General features: G+C 35.2%; 10 protein-coding genes, 1 tRNA gene and 1 pseudogene. 6 read left to right on the top strand and 6 right to left on the bottom strand.

Annotation, left to right across the window (positions count from 1 at the left end; all coding sequences use genetic code 11):
* Window positions 1-539 precede the first annotated feature (539 nt).
* Window positions 540-1460 carry a ribose-phosphate diphosphokinase gene (locus JR053_RS02575; protein WP_010401705.1) on the top strand — a complete coding sequence of 307 codons (921 nt, stop codon included), beginning with the start codon at window positions 540-542 and terminating at the stop codon, window positions 1458-1460.
* The gene (gene gatC / locus JR053_RS02570) at window positions 1450-1803 is read left to right on the top strand and encodes an Asp-tRNA(Asn)/Glu-tRNA(Gln) amidotransferase subunit GatC (protein ID WP_010401704.1); all 354 of its coding nucleotides are present in this window, start codon (window positions 1450-1452) and stop codon (window positions 1801-1803) included. The genes JR053_RS02575 and gatC overlap by 11 nt, the downstream gene beginning before the upstream one ends.
* Window positions 1804-1841: 38 nt before the next feature.
* On the opposite strand, the gene JR053_RS02565 is transcribed toward gatC, so the two are convergent.
* From JR053_RS02565 to JR053_RS02540, 6 genes are all read right to left on the bottom strand, one after another.
* The gene (locus JR053_RS02565; protein ID WP_029237604.1) at window positions 1842-3098 is read right to left on the bottom strand and encodes a Tol-Pal system protein TolB; all 1257 of its coding nucleotides are present in this window, start codon (window positions 3096-3098) and stop codon (window positions 1842-1844) included.
* 446 nt (window positions 3099-3544) lie between these two features.
* The gene (locus tag JR053_RS02560) at window positions 3545-5179 is read right to left on the bottom strand and encodes a ribonuclease J (protein WP_010401701.1); all 1635 of its coding nucleotides are present in this window, start codon (window positions 5177-5179) and stop codon (window positions 3545-3547) included.
* 169 nt (window positions 5180-5348) lie between these two features.
* Window positions 5349-6458 (bottom strand): molecular chaperone DnaJ, encoded by a 1110-nt coding sequence (gene dnaJ, locus JR053_RS02555; RefSeq protein ID WP_010401695.1) that lies wholly within the window; start codon window positions 6456-6458, stop codon window positions 5349-5351.
* Between the two features lie 82 nt (window positions 6459-6540).
* Window positions 6541-6618 (bottom strand) — tRNA-Arg (locus tag JR053_RS02550).
* A 262-nt stretch (window positions 6619-6880) separates the two neighbouring features.
* A complete protein-coding gene (locus tag JR053_RS02545; protein ID WP_010401691.1) occupies window positions 6881-7393 on the bottom strand; it encodes a membrane protein in 513 nt (170 codons plus the stop codon).
* Window positions 7394-7470: 77 nt separating this feature from the next.
* Complete coding sequence (locus JR053_RS02540) at window positions 7471-10557, bottom strand: phosphoribosylformylglycinamidine synthase subunit PurL (protein ID WP_416603437.1); 3087 nt, start codon at window positions 10555-10557, stop codon at window positions 7471-7473.
* A gap of 108 nt (window positions 10558-10665) precedes the next feature.
* Between JR053_RS02540 and JR053_RS02535 the strand changes: the two genes are divergently transcribed.
* From JR053_RS02535 to JR053_RS02520, 4 genes and pseudogenes are all read left to right on the top strand, one after another.
* Entirely contained in the window at window positions 10666-13584 is a 2919-nt protein-coding gene (locus JR053_RS02535; protein ID WP_416603451.1) for a PD-(D/E)XK nuclease family protein, read from the top strand.
* A gap of 215 nt (window positions 13585-13799) precedes the next feature.
* A complete protein-coding gene (locus tag JR053_RS02530; protein WP_010401668.1) occupies window positions 13800-15206 on the top strand; it encodes an ankyrin repeat domain-containing protein in 1407 nt (468 codons plus the stop codon).
* A gap of 191 nt (window positions 15207-15397) precedes the next feature.
* Complete coding sequence (gene fumC, locus JR053_RS02525) at window positions 15398-16786, top strand: class II fumarate hydratase (RefSeq protein ID WP_010401666.1); 1389 nt, start codon at window positions 15398-15400, stop codon at window positions 16784-16786.
* Between the two features lie 81 nt (window positions 16787-16867).
* Window positions 16868-17388 (top strand): annotated as a pseudogene (locus tag JR053_RS02520) (IS6 family transposase); the annotation flags it as partial.
* Between the last annotated feature and the right edge of the window lie 301 nt (window positions 17389-17689).

The raw sequence follows: 17689 nt of genomic DNA, 5'->3' as shown, positions 1-17689 counted from the left end.
CGTCTCTTTAGACATATTAAGAGCTATGTAACGAACGTTTATATTTGTGAGTAATAGTAAGGCTCAAGGTAAGGAAAATGCTAGTGAGGTAAAGTAGAATAACGTTGATTTGATAATTTAAGCTCATCTTCCCTCTCTATTCTCTTGCTATACCTCCCTATTTTATAACCATTCCCACTCTTTTGCAGCAGGTTTAAAGAAATACTAAAGGCAAAAGATACGCTTGCGTAGTTCGAAAGCTTTCTATAGGATAAGTCTCACCTGATTTACAAATAGAATTGTTATGTTAGATGTTTGCTATTTATTCTTAAGCTCATTTTAACAGCATTTTGCTTTTTTTAGTATGTAGGGGTTTTCTAGGAATTATCCTATTGAATTCTATGATACTATTTTTTGTAACATTGTTATACATATCATGATAAGAAAGCTAGTGAAATGTTTCGAGTAACTTTTTCTTTTCTATGAGCTACTTGACGGCAAGAATAAAGTTTTAATCATTCCATGGTTTCTGTATAATTTTCAAAACTTAATTGGTATATATGAAGGTAATAATAGGTAGCGCTAGTAAACGATTAGGAGATTCAATAGCAAGTGGGCTAAATGCTCAGCTATTCCCCAATCAGGTGTCAAGATTTGCCGATGGTGAGGTAAATGTAGAAGTAGCAAATGATCTACGTAATCAAGAAGTATATATAGTACAATCTCTTTTTTCCCCTGTAAATGATAACCTTATGGAGCTTCTGCTTACAATTGATGCAGCAAAGAGATCTGGAGCCAAGAGAATAACAGCTATTATTCCTTATTACGGATACAGTAGGCAGGATAGGGTTATTAAAAACAATAATATGCAATCTGCTTTAAGTGCTAAATTAACTGCAAATCTTATTCAAACAGCTGGTGCAAACAGTGTTGCTGCTATTGATTTGCATTCAAGTCAAATTGAAGGTTTTTTTGATATACCAGTTACTAATCTAAGCTGTTTTGAAGTATTTGTTAACTCTATATACAAGGAAAACTTGGCAATAGTTGCGCCTGATGTTGGAGCAATTGGCAGAGCTCGTGCTTTTGCAAAGATTTTAGAGGAAAAACACAAGTTGGATAATGATATTGTTGTAGTAGATAAATATAGAGAAAAAGCAGGTACATCTGAGGTAATGAATGTAATCGGAGAAGTTGCAAACAAAAATTGCGTCATTGTTGATGATATAGTTGACTCTGGCGGAACATTATGTAATGCAGCTCTTGCTTTAAAAAACCGAGGAGCAAAGTCTGTAGTTTCGTGCATTACACATGGAATACTTTCAGGAAATGCAGTTGAGAAAATCTCTTCCTCTTCTCTGGATAAATTAGTAATTACGGACACCGTATTTCACAAATTTGAAAAAAATGATAAGATAGAGGTTGTTTCAATTGCAAATATTTTAATTTGCTTTATGCAAGGAGGTAAAAGTGCCAGCTAGATCAACAGAAGATGTTATCACTTCGTTAATAGAATTTGCAAATAAGAGAAAAATAACAATTACTAAGGAAGAAATGCTTAAAACTGCACAGCTTGTGAGGATTAAGTTATCCGATGATGAGATTCAATACTACTCAAAAGAACTGACAATGCTGGATTGGATACATGATACTTTGTTGAAAGTTAATACTGAAGGTGTTTCTCCTATGCGTTATGGAACTATAGATAAGGATGTCCATGTACGCGATGATATTATAAATTCTCAAAACATTAAAGAAGAAATATTATCCAATACAAAATCGGAGCATGGGTATTTCGTAGTACCGAAGGTTATAAACGATTAAGATAAAGCAAGATTTATACCGATTTTATAGATCTACTTTCAAAAATAAGACCAATCTGGTAAAGAAGCATTCGTTGGAGTAAAAACCATTTTTTGATTTTTCTTTACTAAATCTACTAAATGTAATTTAGAGTTGCTTGGTGATTCTGCGTTAGTAAAGATAATTTCTCTGCCATTTGGTAGCCATGCCGGAGATTCAATTTTATGTCCCTCTGAAAGCAAGCGCTCTTCTTTGCCATCTGGCTTCATAACTCCTATGTAAAATTTTCCTGACTGAATTTTTGTAAAAGCTATCAGATCTCCTTTTGGCGACCAAACAGGTGTAGCATATCTTCCATTTCCAAAACTAATTCTCTTGGGTTTTTTGCTTTTTTTAGTGAAATCTATGATATATAGTTGCTGACTTCCACTTATATCAGAACTAAAAACCATGTACTTTTGATCTGGAGACAAAGAGGGAGAAGTACTTATAGCTGAACCTTTAGTAATTTTTTTTGTTCGTTTACTGCTTAAGTCTAGAGATAATATATTTGTTTCACCACTCAATGAGTGGGAAATAAAAAGAGATTTACCATCAGGAGAAAATCTTGGTGCAGAAATAACTCCTTCAAATGCGCTGATTATTGATTCAGTGTTATCTTTTAAATTTTTTAATATTATATAACTTTTACCATTTGTGTATGAGATATAAACAATACCCTTTCCATTTGGTGAAAATCTTGGTGTTGACACAAATTTCTCACCATTTGTTAAGTACTTTATATTACTTCCATCTTGATTCATCACAGCAATTTTACGGACGGATTTGTAATTGCTATCTTTTTCTTCAGCGATATATGTAATTTTTGTATTGAAATGCCCTTTCTCACCAATCAATCTATCATGTATCACATCTGAAACAAGATGACTAATTTTCCTCCAGTCTTTTGCTAGAAAAACAACCGACTGAGTAAGTAATTCTCTGTTTGTAAAGCTGTCAGATAAACGAAAAGATAGCTCTAAATTTCTGTTTGATACTTCACTTAAACTTACTGTGACTACAGTATCGCTTTTCCAAGACTCAACTTTCGTGTTACGTTTCACATTAAATAAGCCACAATTAGATAGATTTGTTTCAATTACTTTTGTGATGCTTTCACTTAGCTCACTTTCCACTTCTGTCTTGCATGCACATTTAGATACAACAAGATCAATATTACCAATATTGCTTTTTTTTATATCAACATATAAAACAGCTTTTGTGGAATAAGGAATAAATAACGAAATAAATAACACCAGTTGAACGAATAGCTTCATTAGATTTCTTGCATTACCTCCTGTCATCTCAGCAAATAGCTTACTTTTGAAGTTAAACTGCATGACAGTAGAGTAAATCAATTTCTGCAGTACTTGACACTGGAATCCAGAAATTTGACTGCAAGTAAGTGCACTGAGGTGGCAAGCATAAAAGTAGCTGTTTTATTCTAAAATAAACGTCTTTGACAAGGTTGCATGAAAAACTGGATTCCAGTGTCAGAGCACTGGGATGACACTCTACTGGTGGAGATTGCTCTAAAACTACAATGTTTGCCTGGGCGTTGAGATGGCACCCTTCTGGTAGATTCAAATCACAATGTTTGTATAGTTGTGTGATCTGACACTGATTTTTTTTTACGGATTCCAGTATTGCATGCTGAAATAACATCAAAGAATACATTGTTAACTTCTTACTCAAATAATGGTTAATAAAAAGAGGTATATTTCTATACCTGTTCTATTTGGACTTCAATTATAGGTCTTTTTAGTAAATATTCCTTTAAGATACTAAATATTGAACTTTCAATCTTATTTCTTATTTTTTTTATCGGTTGTGGACTAAATGCTGACTCAACCTTCTCTATGATCTTTTGCATAATGGCTGCATCTTCTTGCGCTTCGAAAACACCAGGTGCAAATACTTTTGGCTTAGCGAGCAATTTGTTTTTCTTATTCACAATTGCTGTTACTACAATAACCCCAGCATCTCTCATTCTCTCACGCATCTTTATAACGCTGCATTCTGGATGGCGTAGCAACATACCATCAATACCAAAGTAGTCAACATCAATTGAACTAACTTTTTCTCCATTCTCCAAATTAACAATATCACCTGGTGCAATCATTATTGCTTTTTTCACACCGCACTCTTTAGCGAACTTTACATGTGCATCCGTATGAATATACTCACCATGAACTGGAATAGCTATCTTAGGTTTTATCAAAGAATACATTTCCCTTAGCTCTGCTTTTACTGGATGTCCGGAAGCATGAACATTCTCTGTTTTTTCAGTAATAACTTCCACTCCCATCTCAATAAAGGCATTGAGCATGTTATGTGCACGAGTTTCATTGCCAGGAATGATTTTTGATGAAAAGATCATGGTATCACCTTGCTGCATTTTAAATGCTTGATGACTCTTATTAGCAAGCCTTGAGGTTGCTGCCAGTGGCTCACCTTGACAACCTGTGCAAAGTAGCACCAGCTTTTCCCTTGGAAAATTTACTGCCTCCTTTGCTTCTAGAAACTCAGGAGAATCAGTTAAATAACCACTATCCTGAGCAACTTTCACTATTCTCCATAAAGATCTGCCAAGTAAAACCACTTTTCTATTTAGTGCTTGTGCAGCTTTAGCGATAGTCTCAATTCGCGCCACATTTGAGGCAAATAGCGATACAGCAATCAATTTTTTAGACCGCTTTATTATATTGTAAATATTATCATAAATTTCACTTTCTGATTCAGGGTCGTGTTTGCTCAGTATGTTTGTTGAATCACAAATTGCTGCAAGTAGATCACCTTTATCGCCAATTTCTTTTAAACGCTCTATATTAGAAATTAATCCAACAACAGGTTTTGGATCAAATTTCCAGTCCCCAGTATGAAGTGCACTACCTGCTTCAGTGCTAATTAATATTGAATTTGCCTCAGGAATTGAGTGAGTTACATTTATAAACTCAACGGTAAAAGGACCCAAATTTATGCTGCCATTTATGTCTACCTCTTTCACAGGTACCACACCTTCCAATCGAAACTCCTTTAGTTTCTCCTTGAGAAAATTAACTGTAAACTTTGTTGTATATATGGGACATTGCAAATCTTCCCACAGATGAGGCACTGCACCACAGTGATCTTCATGTGCATGTGTAATTATTATTCCAAGCAAATCTTTTTTTCTTTGAGCAATAAAATCTACATCAGCAATGAGTAGCTCAACACCTGGCATAGTTTCATCTGCAAAACCGATACCAAGGTCGATCATAATCCACTTGCCTTGATAATGATATAGGCTAACGTTCATCCCAATTCTTCCTACTCCTCCAAGAGGAAGAAATAAAAACTCATTTTTGTTTATGTTCATTAATTTTAAATTATTAAAATGCGAGGATAGCAAAACTTCGACCTTAAATAAAGGAATTTATCACTTTTGCATAACTTAAAAAAATCTTTTCACTAAAAGAGAAGGCTTTCAAATTGGTAAAAAGAATTAAGTGTAGACAGCTACCTCTTTATATCATTTAGCAAATTTCTCATTTTTTTTTTACTTTTCCAAAGAATCCTTCAGATTTCTGCTCTACACTTTCATGTTCCCCTTCCTCAAGCGCTTTTAATAGCTCAATCTGCTTTTGGGTTAAATTCTTTGGATTTAAAGTCTCAACTATTACCTGTACGTATAAATCACCACGAGCATGTGAGTTCATATATGGCATACCCTTTTCCCTACAACGTAGTTTGGTACCAGTTTGAGTGCCTTCAGGGACCTTTACTTTTATTTTAGCTCCATCAATTGATTGAATATCGATTTCACCACCAAGTACTGCTAGTGTCATTCTTATAGGCACTTTACAGTGTAAATCTGCTCTATTGCGAGTGAAGATCTGATGAGTAGCTATTTTCACACATACGTATAAATCTCCGCTTTTTCCACCTCTTGCTCCAGCTTCTCCTTTACCACTGACCCTTACCTTAGCTCCTTCTTCTATGCCTTTTGGAATTGAAACGGAGATATTTACTTCATCTCTTTTACGTCCACTTCCACCGCATTTCTTACATTTATTTTGTATTATTTCTCCTTCCCCATAGCATGTAGTACACGTTCTTTCAATGGTAAAAAAGCCTTGTTGAGTTCTAATTCTACCGCTTCCCTGGCATGTGTTGCACTGAACTGGTTTGATTGCTCCTTCGCTACCTGTGCCTTGGCATGTATTACATTTTATATTTGTCACATAATGTATAGGTGCTTGTATTCCTTTAAATGCATCTTCCAAGGTAATTTTAAGGTCGTAGCGCAGATCTGCTCCAGATACTCCTGTTGTACTTCTTTTTGTTCTTGACCTACTTGTACTGCCGCCGAATCCTCCACCAAAAAAATCGTTAAATATATCGCTAAAATCCCCTCCAGCTTGGCTGAAATCAAATCCACCGGAAGCACCATCGTGACCATAACCTGCTCTTTTTTCAGAGTCAGATAGAACTTCATATGCAGCTGTTACTTCTTTAAATTTTTCCTCTGCTTCCTTATTACCAGGATTTCTGTCAGGATGATATTTTAATGCTAGTTTTTTATATGCTTTTTTTATCTCGTCAGTACTAGCATTTCTGCTCACTTCTAGCAGATCATAGTAGTCTTTTTTGTTCATATATAATAGCTCAGTATTTTACCTTTAAAGATAGGTATTACATATATGAATTTCAAGTATGACCTCTATTTCCTATAAAATATGGTGCACCCTGAGCGACTTGAACGCCCGACCTTTTGATCCGTAGTCAAATGCTCTAATCCAACTGAGCTAAGGGTGCTTGCACAAAGCTGACTTTAACAGATTTTATAGCTTATTTCAATTGGTTTAGCTAAAAATAAAACTCTTATCATGTATGAAACCTGTAAAAAATTGTACTAGCTCTCTTAAAGGATAACTTAAGTTAACAGTTTCCAATTACTTTGATTTTAGAACCGCTATCCGAATAAGAGCTTTTCACATTATACTGCCAAGCTGCTAACAAATAGCGGAATGACGGTTATAGTTAAATCTAAACTATTTTGGCTATATCAGAAGACGGGTTATGCAGAAACCTTAAAATACTTCTTGCTTGCCAAGGAGAATAAATACATTCCTACAAACAAGCAGATACTCAATATCGATGCATAGGAAAACTTGAAAATTAAATCTTTAATATATATTGATAAGCATTTACCTGCAGAAATTTTGTATAGTAGTCCAACACAAATAATCGTACTATCAATGACCGATGCTATAATTAAAGTGATGAAATTTGCCATATGAAAATTCAATTTCGACTTTAATTCTTCAAAAACAACTATGCTTGAGAGAAGAGAGATTAAAATTGCAGTATATAGAACCAGTATCATAAAACTAAAATTTTGCAATTTAAAAAGACAGCATATCACTGTACACACTATTAAGCTGTAAGTAGCTTTGCTTCTACCATAAAACTCAACCATTGAGTTTACAACTAAAGTAGCTCCCACAAATAAGGCAGCACATATCATTAATTTATTTGAAGTGTTAAGTAAAGAAAGACTGATAAGCAAGAGTATTGATAAAATGGACATAATCACCTACCCAAATTTAATAATATGCATTTATTTTAATCAGACATTACACATAATGAAAAATTTGTCTAGCGTAATCAAAAGTTATTTAAACTAGTACCTAAGTCTTTCAAATCTATTCTTATAATATCCTTTATATTGAGAGCTTTCTCCTCTGTCACTTTTCCAATACATGAAAAAACTATACCTTTAAACAATTCTTCAAACTTCCGCTGATTTTGCGGGGCAATGGTTACTAATATTCTACTTTGCGATTCAGAAAACATTATTATCTTGTTTATTATGTCTGTATTTTGTGTTTTTCCTATTGGTACTAGTGAAAGATCAATTTCAGCACCAAGGTCTCCTGCAATTAGCGATTTTGCCAAAGCAATAATTAAGCCGCCTAAGTTTGGTGCAATTGCAGAGACAATTATGCCATCTTTTATTGCCTGGTTGTAACGTTCATACAACTTCCTAGCGCTCTTTGCATTAACTTTTGGCACGTTGTTATTATCTATTCCACTATATAACTGATATTCAGATCTACCAAGCTCATCGTGGGTTGTACCAAGCACATATATCAAGTCCCCTGGCATTTTCACATCAAGCGATACCGCATTTTCAATATTGTCTATAACTCCAATTGCTGAAATGAGTAGTGAAGGTGGTGCAGATATCATCACTTTCTCGCCATTTTCATCATATCCCTTAAAGTCGTTAAACATACTATCTTTTCCGGATATAAATGGTGTTTTAAATGCAGTTGCAAAGTTGTAACAAGCCTCTGCAGCTCTCTTTAGTTGCCACAGCCTTTCTGGATTATAAGCATCACACCAGCAAAAATTGTCGAGCAACGCTAGATGATTTATATTTCCTCCTGCAGCTACGTAGTTGCGTATTGCAGTGTCAATCGCACATGCTGCCATGTGATAAGTGTCAATTTCTCCATAACTTGAGCCAAATCCCTGCGATTTTACAACACCTTTGTTTGAAGAAAGGACTGGCCTCGAGACAACAGCTTCACTGCACACTCTTCCCTTGCCTTGCAGTGGTTTCAGTATTGACGATCCTTGAACCTCATGGTCATATTGCACCACTATAAACTCTTTGCTGCGTATGTTTGGTCTGCTTAGCATTTCTTTTAGTGCAAAGGTGTCATTCCAGTGCTTGACACTGTAATCTATCTCAAGCTCAACTCTGCCATCGCACGTATTTTTACATAAAGTTTTAGATTTATTTGCAGACAAAGCCTGCTGGATTCCAGTGTCAAGCACTGGGATAACAGGAGAGAATTCTGGAATGACAGCGTATGGGTTAGATTTTCCAGACCATGGCTTTGTCTGTAAATGCATTTTAGGATTACCATCATGCAGAAATTCAGTTTCGATGTCCATTATTACTGCCCCTGGGGGACATTTAACAACGGCTTTGCCACTTTTGTTGAATTCTCCAATTACACAGACCTCCACATCATGTGTTTTCATGATTTGCTTAAACACAGGAAGATTTTCTTCTGGCACTGCTAAGGTCATTCTCTCTTGTGATTCTGATATCCATATTTCCCACGGAGCCATACCATCGTTTTTAAGGAGAACCTTGCTCAAATCAACTTCAAATCCGTCTTTTCCCATTTCACCAATGGACGATGATAGACCGCCTGCTCCATTATCCGTTATTGCATTATAAAGACCAAGATCTCTTGCTTTTACGACGGCGTTGGATAATTTTTTTTGTGTTATAGGATCACCAATTTGCACAATTGTTGAAGGGCTGTTTCCCGACAATGCCTCTGAAGAAAAAGTTGCACCGTGAATTCCGTCCCTTCCAACTCTTCCACCAATAATTACGATTTTATCACCGTTTTTGGGTTCTTTTATGTGTGAAGGTGCATTATTTATATTCCGTGGAATAATTCCGATGCTTCCAACAAAAACTAATGGCTTTCCACAGAATCTATCGTCAAAGTATACCGATCCAAGTTGCGTTGGAATACCGGAGCAATTACCAGCAACATTAACACCGTGAATCACTTCTTTCATTATATATTTTGGTGGTAAGATTTTATCAGTACGCTCTTTATCTCTATAAAGTTTGCCTTTTGATTCTTTGGCAAAGCAAAAGTAATAAGTATTCATGATAGGTTCTGCACCTTTGCCAAAACCGACTATATCTCGATTAACTCCAAGCACTCCAGTCATTGCTCCACCGAACGGATCGAGAGCTGAAGGACTATTGTGAGTTTCAACTTTATCTACAATCAAGTAATCGTCATCAAAAATTATTCCTCCTGCGTTGTCGGAGAAAACTGACACGCATATGTTAGAATTTATCTCACGCGTTGCACGCTTAATATAATGAGCATATAGACCATCTTTTATTTCATCAATAGGGGAGCAAAAAATATTGTGTTTACAATGTTCAGACCAAGTCTGTGCCAGAGACTCAAGTTCAATATCATATGGATTTCTACCGAGTTTTTTAAAGTAATCCTTTATAGCTTTCATTGCTGCCAGCGAGAGCCCTAAAGTGCCATTACCATCGATTCCATCTCTGCTGATTTTTTCAAGCTCTTGGTCACTTACATTGAGTTTGACAGATTTTGCTCCATTATTACCTGGTGTCATCCCAGTGCTTGACACTGGAATCCATTCTTTTTTTTCCTGGTCACGCGCTGTAATGACACCAGGTGGGGTATTTGGTTTACTGTAATACTTCCAATGGCAATTGCCGTTTTCTTTATAGACAAGTGTGCAATATTCAGTAATAGGATTGAATTCCTGTTTTATGTCATCTTCGGTTGGAAAACCTCCTTGACTTAGAATCAATTTTGAACTTCTTGCCTTGATAGAAACACTTTCATCAATGTGGCCTTTGCTAATTAGATATTCTCTAACAATTTGTTTTGCCGTGTTTCCTACGTTATCGGTCATGCCAGGTAAAAAGCTTATCTCCAAGCCCCACTTTTCTTGTGATTCTATGAAGTTATATTGAACTTCTTCAAGGTTTTCATTGTAGGAATAATAACGGCAGTCTTGTATGACTTTATTATAAAATAGCCCACAAATTTCTTCATGTAATTTTGATGGTAATTCTTTGCTTATGTAAATCAAGTAAACATTAACTACCCTTCTGCGGCCAACTTGTTCACATTTATTAAAAACTTCTATTCTGATGTTTGCCATGTAATATTGTGAAAGACTTTAATATATCATAGCATAAGAAACTGCGAGCACATTTATATTTTAAATAATTTCTATACAATAAAAGTGTTGTATTAATTGTTACTGTTAGTGGGAAGAGTTTTTACTGTTAATGTGAATGAGTCCCTTTTTGATGTGCTGGTTCAGCACATATTTTCTGAATATGAAAGAGAAAAAATTCCCAAGATAAAGATCATACTTCCCTGCAAGAGGGATGTGATAGCATTGCTGAGTGCATTCAAGAATTACAGAACTATAATTTTGCCAGAGATAGTTTCACTAGAAAACATTGATGAAGAAGATTTAATATTAAATCTTGATAGAGTTAAAGTTATTAACCCGACAAAGAGAACGCTGCTACTCATTCAATTTATATTGGAGTGGAATAAAAAACACAATGATAGTTTTCCAATCGATCTAGTTTACAGTTTGCCGTCATTACTTCAATATACCCAAATAGCGGATTGTTATCAGCTTGATGAGCATTCGAAGAAAATGGAGAATTTCATAAACTTACTTATCAAAACTTGGAGTAACACTTTAAAAAATTTAGGAGTAGTAGATATACTAAAGCATAAGAGTGACTACATAAACAATATGATAGCCTCCCTGAAGAAAGATCAGCATATGATCTTTATTGGAATTGGAAAGGAGGAGATTTATAAGTTGTTGATTAAAGCTGTATACGACCTGCCATTTGGAAAGATAATTTTACCTAATCTGAATTTGAAAATTAAAGAGAAAGATTGGCAATCACTTGATAAAAAACATTATCAATATTGCCTGAAAGATCTGCTCGATTATTTAAGTATAGGCAGAGAGGATGTAAGTTTTCTGCCAGAAGCGTGTTCTGATGTCATTCCAGTGCCCAGACACTCGGATCCAGAAAACTTAACTTTAAATGAGTGCACCAGGTGGCTGTACAATAGAAACTGGATTCCAGTGTCAAGCACTGGAATGACATCATCTACTACTCAAATTACCTGCAAATTACAATGTTCGTACACTAAAAATCAGAGGGCTGGGATGACAGGCAGTCCTGAACTAGATTATGTCTTTGATACAACTGCCGATCTAAGTAAAGTTAGTAATGGATATATTGGCAATATTGAAGTCATCACTTGTGATTCCAGAGAGGAAGAAGCACAGGTGACGTCACTAATTATGGAGAATGAAGGTTATGAAAACGTTTCTTTGGTTGTTTTTGATAAATTACTTGCAGTTCGTATGGTGTGCCCCATATCGAAAAACTATTCTTATGTGACGCTTCTGCTTTATAGTATTGAGATTTTGAACTCAAAATGGAACGGTGTGGCATTGCTTTCTCTTCTTAAACATAGGCTAGTGACTTTTGGTTACGCTCAAGAAGAGTACACTCGTATTTTATCTGAGTTTGAGATAGAAGTATTGCGTAGCTTTGATATAAATGGTCTTAAGGATATTATCAACGCTATTAGTACTTGTAAAAAGCTAAGATATAAAGAAGATATATTAATTATTATCAGTAGATTAGAAACTATATTTAATCTTTTACTTAATCTTATAAATTATCCTATTTCTGATATAGCAGCAGCTCATTTACAGTGTGTTAATGTGCTTTCTAATGTGAATTTTCTAGAGCTAAATGGTGAAATAGGTAATTTTACTCGTGATTTCTTAAATGCATGTGACGGTATAGCAATTGAGTGTTCCTTAGAGTTATATAGTCAAATCCTGATATTATTTTTAAAAAGGAAGTTTTTTTCTCCAGAAAATAACTTTGATAAATTTAGCTTATATCAAAATAAAGTTGTAATACTTGCTGGATTTAATGATATACCAAATTTTCAGAATCCGTTTTTGAGTGCACTGAATAGAGAAAAATTTAACCTTCCTTCTGTGCAAGAAGAGCAAGGGTGCTTTTTGTATACTTTGCGCAATTTATTTGGTGCCGGCAAGGTTTATATTACGAGGCTAGTGAGTGATAGAAAATCAATTCTATTGCGCCGTTTGGAGGTTCTGTTACAAGAACCAAAATATCCTTATCGCAATTGGCTAAGAATATTAAATACACCTGAGTGCATTGTTCCATGTACTCAGCCTATGCCAAAACCTCAAGCCAAAGTCAGAGAAGAAAAAATGCAAGTGATGTCTTGCAGTGCGGTAGAAAAACTGATTCGTAACCCTTATTCATTTTATGTTGAATACATACTGAACCTTAGACAGTTGAAAGACTTAAATTTTAAGCCATCGATATTGGAGTTTGGCACTATGGTACACAATATTTTTGCAAGATATTTACGCAACGAAAAGTCGCTGATGAGTATTGCACGAGAAATATTCTCGTCTAATCGATTCCACTTTTCAAATATGTGGTGGGTAAGGTTGCAGAGGATAATTCAATCTTTTGTTGAGTTTGATAGGACTGGAAACAATCAAGTTGAGTTGGAGAAGAGCTTTTCCTATCCGATATTTCATATTCCAGCGCGTGACACACAACTGCGCGGATGCTGTACAACTTCCACTAAGAATAAGGGTGTCATCCCAGTGCTTGACTACTTGGATCCAGAAAATTTGATTGCAAATGAACACACCAGACAATTGTGTAATAAGAGCTGGTCAGATACTCGAATGACAGAAGAAATTTTATTGACAGCAAGATGTGATAGAGTTGAGTATCTACCAGGTGGGCAAGTAGCAATTATAGACTATAAACTTGGTTCACCACCTTCCAATGAGGAAGTTATGTCAGGATTTTTCCCGCAATTAATTTTACAAGCTTTAGCAGTGGAATACACAACAAAAAAAGAAGTCTCGGAGCTTGCTTATTGGAAACTTGATTATGATAAAATAAAGGTTATTGCTTTGAAAGATTATAGACAAAAAATGCATGAATTTCAGAATATTCTACCAGATTTCTTATCTAATTATTTAAGAGATACTACTCCCTTCATTGCCTCTCCTTATTTTGATAAATTCCTGAGATTTAACATCTACAAACAACTAGAAAGGATAGGGGAGTGGTTATAAATTATATCTCCTCTCATCCAGATCAAAATAGCTGGTTGTACAGCTGGTTTACTAAGTGCAGTAGGAGAATTACTAGATTGTGATATAGACTCATCTTTGCTAGACTCAAACAACCATAAAAAAACACTAAAAAGTGATTCAATCAATTTTAGCCATTAAAACTTGAATAGTGGCTAAAATAGCTTTAAATTGTATATTTATTTTAGGAGGGGTATATGCCATCACAAAAACAGCTAAATGCGCAGCTAATTGATGCTGCTAAAAAAGGACAGCTAGATTTTGTTCAGCAAGCTATACAGGGTGGAGCAATTATTAATACAATAGATGATGATTATGGGAGAACTGCTTTAATATGGGCTGCTGACAATGGTCAACTAGAGATATTACAATACTTGATAGAAGAGGGAGCAAATGTTAATGCAGAATCTCCGGGAAACATAACTGCTCTAATTCATGCTGCTGCCCATGGTCATCTTGAGGTAGTACAACTTCTAATAGCAAATGGAGCTGATTTAAATGTGAAACGTAAAGGTCAATTCTCTGCCCTAACATATGCTATTGTAAATGGCCATACGGAGATAGCAAAGCTTCTAACTAGATATCATTTAATAGCTAATCTTGATATGTCAATACCTCGCTTGCCTCTTCCTACTTGTATACCAGAGTTATCATCTTATTGGTATGACTGTAAGGATGAGCTCAATAAAATGAAGGAAGAAGATAGTGAATTATATAATTTTCTTGTAAGTAAGAGAATTAATGAACAGGTAAGAATTTGGACAGAGAGTGAGACAATACGAAATATTTCACAAGATAGATTAAATATAGAATACTCAATCTATGCTAAAGATTTAACAGGTAAAATAGAATTAGTGATATTTGTTCTTAACAACAGGGAAATAATCAATTCTTTATCGCGGTATTATAAGGTAAGAATTCAAACAATTGATCAGGTAGAAAGGCTACTTGATCGTTTCACAAGAGAACATGTAGAGCTTGAAGTAGAAATTGTTCCAGCACAATTAAACTTTAATACTCAAGAGTTACAACCCCCTAAACTAAAAACATTATCATTTGCACAAATGATTAACAATCATGCAGGATTATTTTCAGCTGCCAAAAATGGTCAATTAGAAACAGTAAGATACCTGATAGAAAAACAGAAAGAAGATATTAATTCAACAGATCACTATGGAAGAACTGCTCTAATGTGGGCTGCTGGAAGTGGCTATTTAGAGGTAGTAAAGTACCTGATAGAAACAGCAAAAGCAAATGTTAATGTGAAAGATGGCTATGAAAACACTGCTCTGAATTATGCTACTAGAAACGGGCATTTAGATGTAAAAGAATATCTGAAAGGTTACATACAAAAAGAACTGCGGAAGAAATACGTCTGCATTGGCGTGAGTGGTGCAATAGGTTATGTTGCAGGTATGACAATATCATGTTCTGCGGGAGCAGCGATTGCAGTTTGTGCAGCATCAGCTACCATTAGTCTAGCGTTAGGTGCAATTTTTGGTTATACAGTTGTAGAAGTAAAAAAAGAGAAAGCAAACACAGGTATAGCTTCTGCGCTTAAAGATGTTTTCACTATTCAAGCTCTAAGTAGAATAGCCTTATAGAGAGTGAAAGTAGGTTTATTGCTTAAGGTTGCATGATTGCCTTAATAACAATAAAAAAATAATAGAAGCAAAAGATATGGCTTGAAAGTTTTCTAAGGTCTTCACTAAAAATGTCTCAACTTGACACTGAAATACAATTTGATTTAACTAATCATATATGTAGGTAATGTCAAACACTAGAATGAGGAAATATGGATAAAAAAGTTAGAATAGAATCAGATAGCTTAGGAGAAGTAAAAGTACCAAGTGAACATTACTGGGGAGCGCAGACTCAGCGTTCTTTGGAAAATTTCAAAATTGGTACAGAGAAAATGCCAGAGCCCCTGATTAAAGCGCTAGCAATAGTAAAACTTGCAGCAGCACGTGTTAACATGAAGCAGGGTAGCATAGATAATAGAGTAGGGGATGCAATCTGCTCAGCTGCAAAGGAAATAATAGACGGTAAATTTAATAATCAATTTCCACTTGTTGTTTGGCAAACCGGGTCTGGGACGCAGACCAATATGAATGTGAATGAAGTGATCAGCAATCGTGCAATAGAAATTTTGGGCGGTGATTTAGGTAGTAAATCTCCAGTGCATCCAAATGATCATGTAAACTGTGGTCAGTCATCAAATGACACTTTTCCAACAGCAATGCATATAGCAGTAGCAGAACAAATAGACCGCTTGCTTATTCCCAATCTTGAAGAATTATATAAAGCGCTAAATAATAAGGTTCATGAATTTAAAGATATAATAAAAGTAGGGCGTACTCATCTGCAAGATGCAACTCCTCTAACACTTGGGCAGGAATTTTCTGGCTATGCAGTTCAGATTAAAAAGGGAATAGAGAGAGTAAAGTCAACTCTAAGCAATGTATATGAACTTGCACAAGGTGGCACTGCAGTTGGCACGGGAATCAATACTAAAAAGGGTTTTGCTGAGGATTTTGCTAAAGAAGTGGCAAAAATCACTAATTTTCCATTTATTTCAGCAAAAAATAAGTTTGAAGCACTAGCAGCAAATGATGCTTTAGTTGAGCTCAGTGGAGCACTCAATACAGTAGCAGTAAGCTTGATGAAAATTGCAAATGATATAAGGTTACTTGGTTCTGGTCCAAGATGTGGAATTGGAGAAATAATGTTACCAGAAAATGAGCCTGGCTCTTCAATCATGCCGGGTAAGGTGAATCCAACTCAATGCGAAGCAGTGACTATGGTATGTGCTCAAGTTATGGGAAATCATGTTGCAGTGACAATTGGTGGCTCAAATGGTCACTTTGAATTGAACGTGTTTAAGCCGGTGATAATTTACAATGTTTTGCAGTCTATAAGACTTTTAGCTGATACAAGTTTAAATTTTGCAGAGAAATGCGTAGTTGATATTAAAGCAAACGAAGAAAGAATAAAGGATTTACTAAATCAGTCGTTAATGCTAGTTACTATATTAAATACGCATATAGGATATGACAATGCAGCAAAAATAGCGAAGCTTGCTTATAAAGAAAATATCACTCTAAAAGAAGCAGCAGCAAAACTTCAACTGCTCACTGAGGAGGAGTTTGAAAGGATAGTGAAACCAGAGGAGATGGTAGGTTAAACTACCACCTTTTTTAGGGTTCTGTCGCATTTGTAGGGAAGTAGAAAGAAGAATGATATAATTGTCTAAAAAAAAGCAAAGATGTTTCGTATCAATCAAAAATTGTTGCCATATTTCAAAGGATTTAGCTTTTCAGCGGATGTTATCTGTATACATGAAATGTCGATTCTCTTTGAGCTATCGAGATTTGGAAGAAATGATGAGTATAAGGGGAGCAAAATGCTACGTTACAAAGGTGGGTTATCACCACTGATAGATGAGGCAGTAAGGAAAAGAAAGAAGCAGGTTGGTAGTAGTTGGAGAGACTTACATTAAATTAAACGGTAAATGGGTTTATTTATATACTGTAGACTTCCTCTTGTGTGTTAGTAGAGACAAGTCTGCAGCACTTGCATTCTTTCGTAAAGCCTTCAGGAGTAACTATCTTCCTGAGAAAATTGTAATTGATAAAAGCGGCAGTAATACTGCTGCTCTTGATGATTTGAATGCAGAAATTTCTGAAGATTACAGTTCTTCAAATAAAATATCTAAATAATATTGTTGATAGATTTATCAAAAAACTAATAAAGCCAATGCTTGGGTTTAAAAGCTTCCATTCCGCAAAAGACCTGCTGCGAATCAAGCGATAAAAAGAAGGAAAGGAGGGTGACTAAAATGAAGGTTAACTAAAAGGCGTGCTTAAGATTTACAATACCAGCAATAATATTGTATAATAGTTTAGACTTGATCTGACAAGCAAACAAAGTAAGATAAAAATATAGACAAGTTTTAAAGGAGTGTCAGATATGAATACAACACAAGAAAAAATACTAAAACCAAAGTTGGGATTGCTAGAACTTGCAAAGCAATTAGGAAATGTAATAGTTTAGATTTGATCTGACAGGCATGAATTAACTGACAGAA

The organism is Wolbachia endosymbiont of Nasonia vitripennis (assembly GCF_048054115.1).
GTDB lineage: Bacteria > Pseudomonadota > Alphaproteobacteria > Rickettsiales > Anaplasmataceae > Wolbachia.
The sequence above is the reverse complement of the archived record's forward strand: the minus strand, read 5'-3'. Positions and strand labels throughout refer to the sequence as shown.

What these genes read in the sequence shown, in the direction of transcription:
- JR053_RS02575 (WP_010401705.1), top strand. Translation starts at nt 540, where the DNA reads ATGAAGGTAATAATAGGTAGCGCTAGTAAACGATTAGGAGATTCAATA.
- JR053_RS02565 (WP_029237604.1), bottom strand. Translation starts at nt 3,098, where the DNA reads ATGAAGCTATTCGTTCAACTGGTGTTATTTATTTCGTTATTTATTCCT.
- JR053_RS02560 (WP_010401701.1), bottom strand. Translation starts at nt 5,179, where the DNA reads ATGAACATAAACAAAAATGAGTTTTTATTTCTTCCTCTTGGAGGAGTA.
- dnaJ (WP_010401695.1), bottom strand. Translation starts at nt 6,458, where the DNA reads ATGAACAAAAAAGACTACTATGATCTGCTAGAAGTGAGCAGAAATGCT.
- JR053_RS02545 (WP_010401691.1), bottom strand. Translation starts at nt 7,393, where the DNA reads ATGTCCATTTTATCAATACTCTTGCTTATCAGTCTTTCTTTACTTAAC.
- JR053_RS02540 (WP_416603437.1), bottom strand. Translation starts at nt 10,557, where the DNA reads ATGGCAAACATCAGAATAGAAGTTTTTAATAAATGTGAACAAGTTGGC.
- JR053_RS02530 (WP_010401668.1), top strand. Translation starts at nt 13,800, where the DNA reads ATGCCATCACAAAAACAGCTAAATGCGCAGCTAATTGATGCTGCTAAA.
- fumC (WP_010401666.1), top strand. Translation starts at nt 15,398, where the DNA reads ATGGATAAAAAAGTTAGAATAGAATCAGATAGCTTAGGAGAAGTAAAA.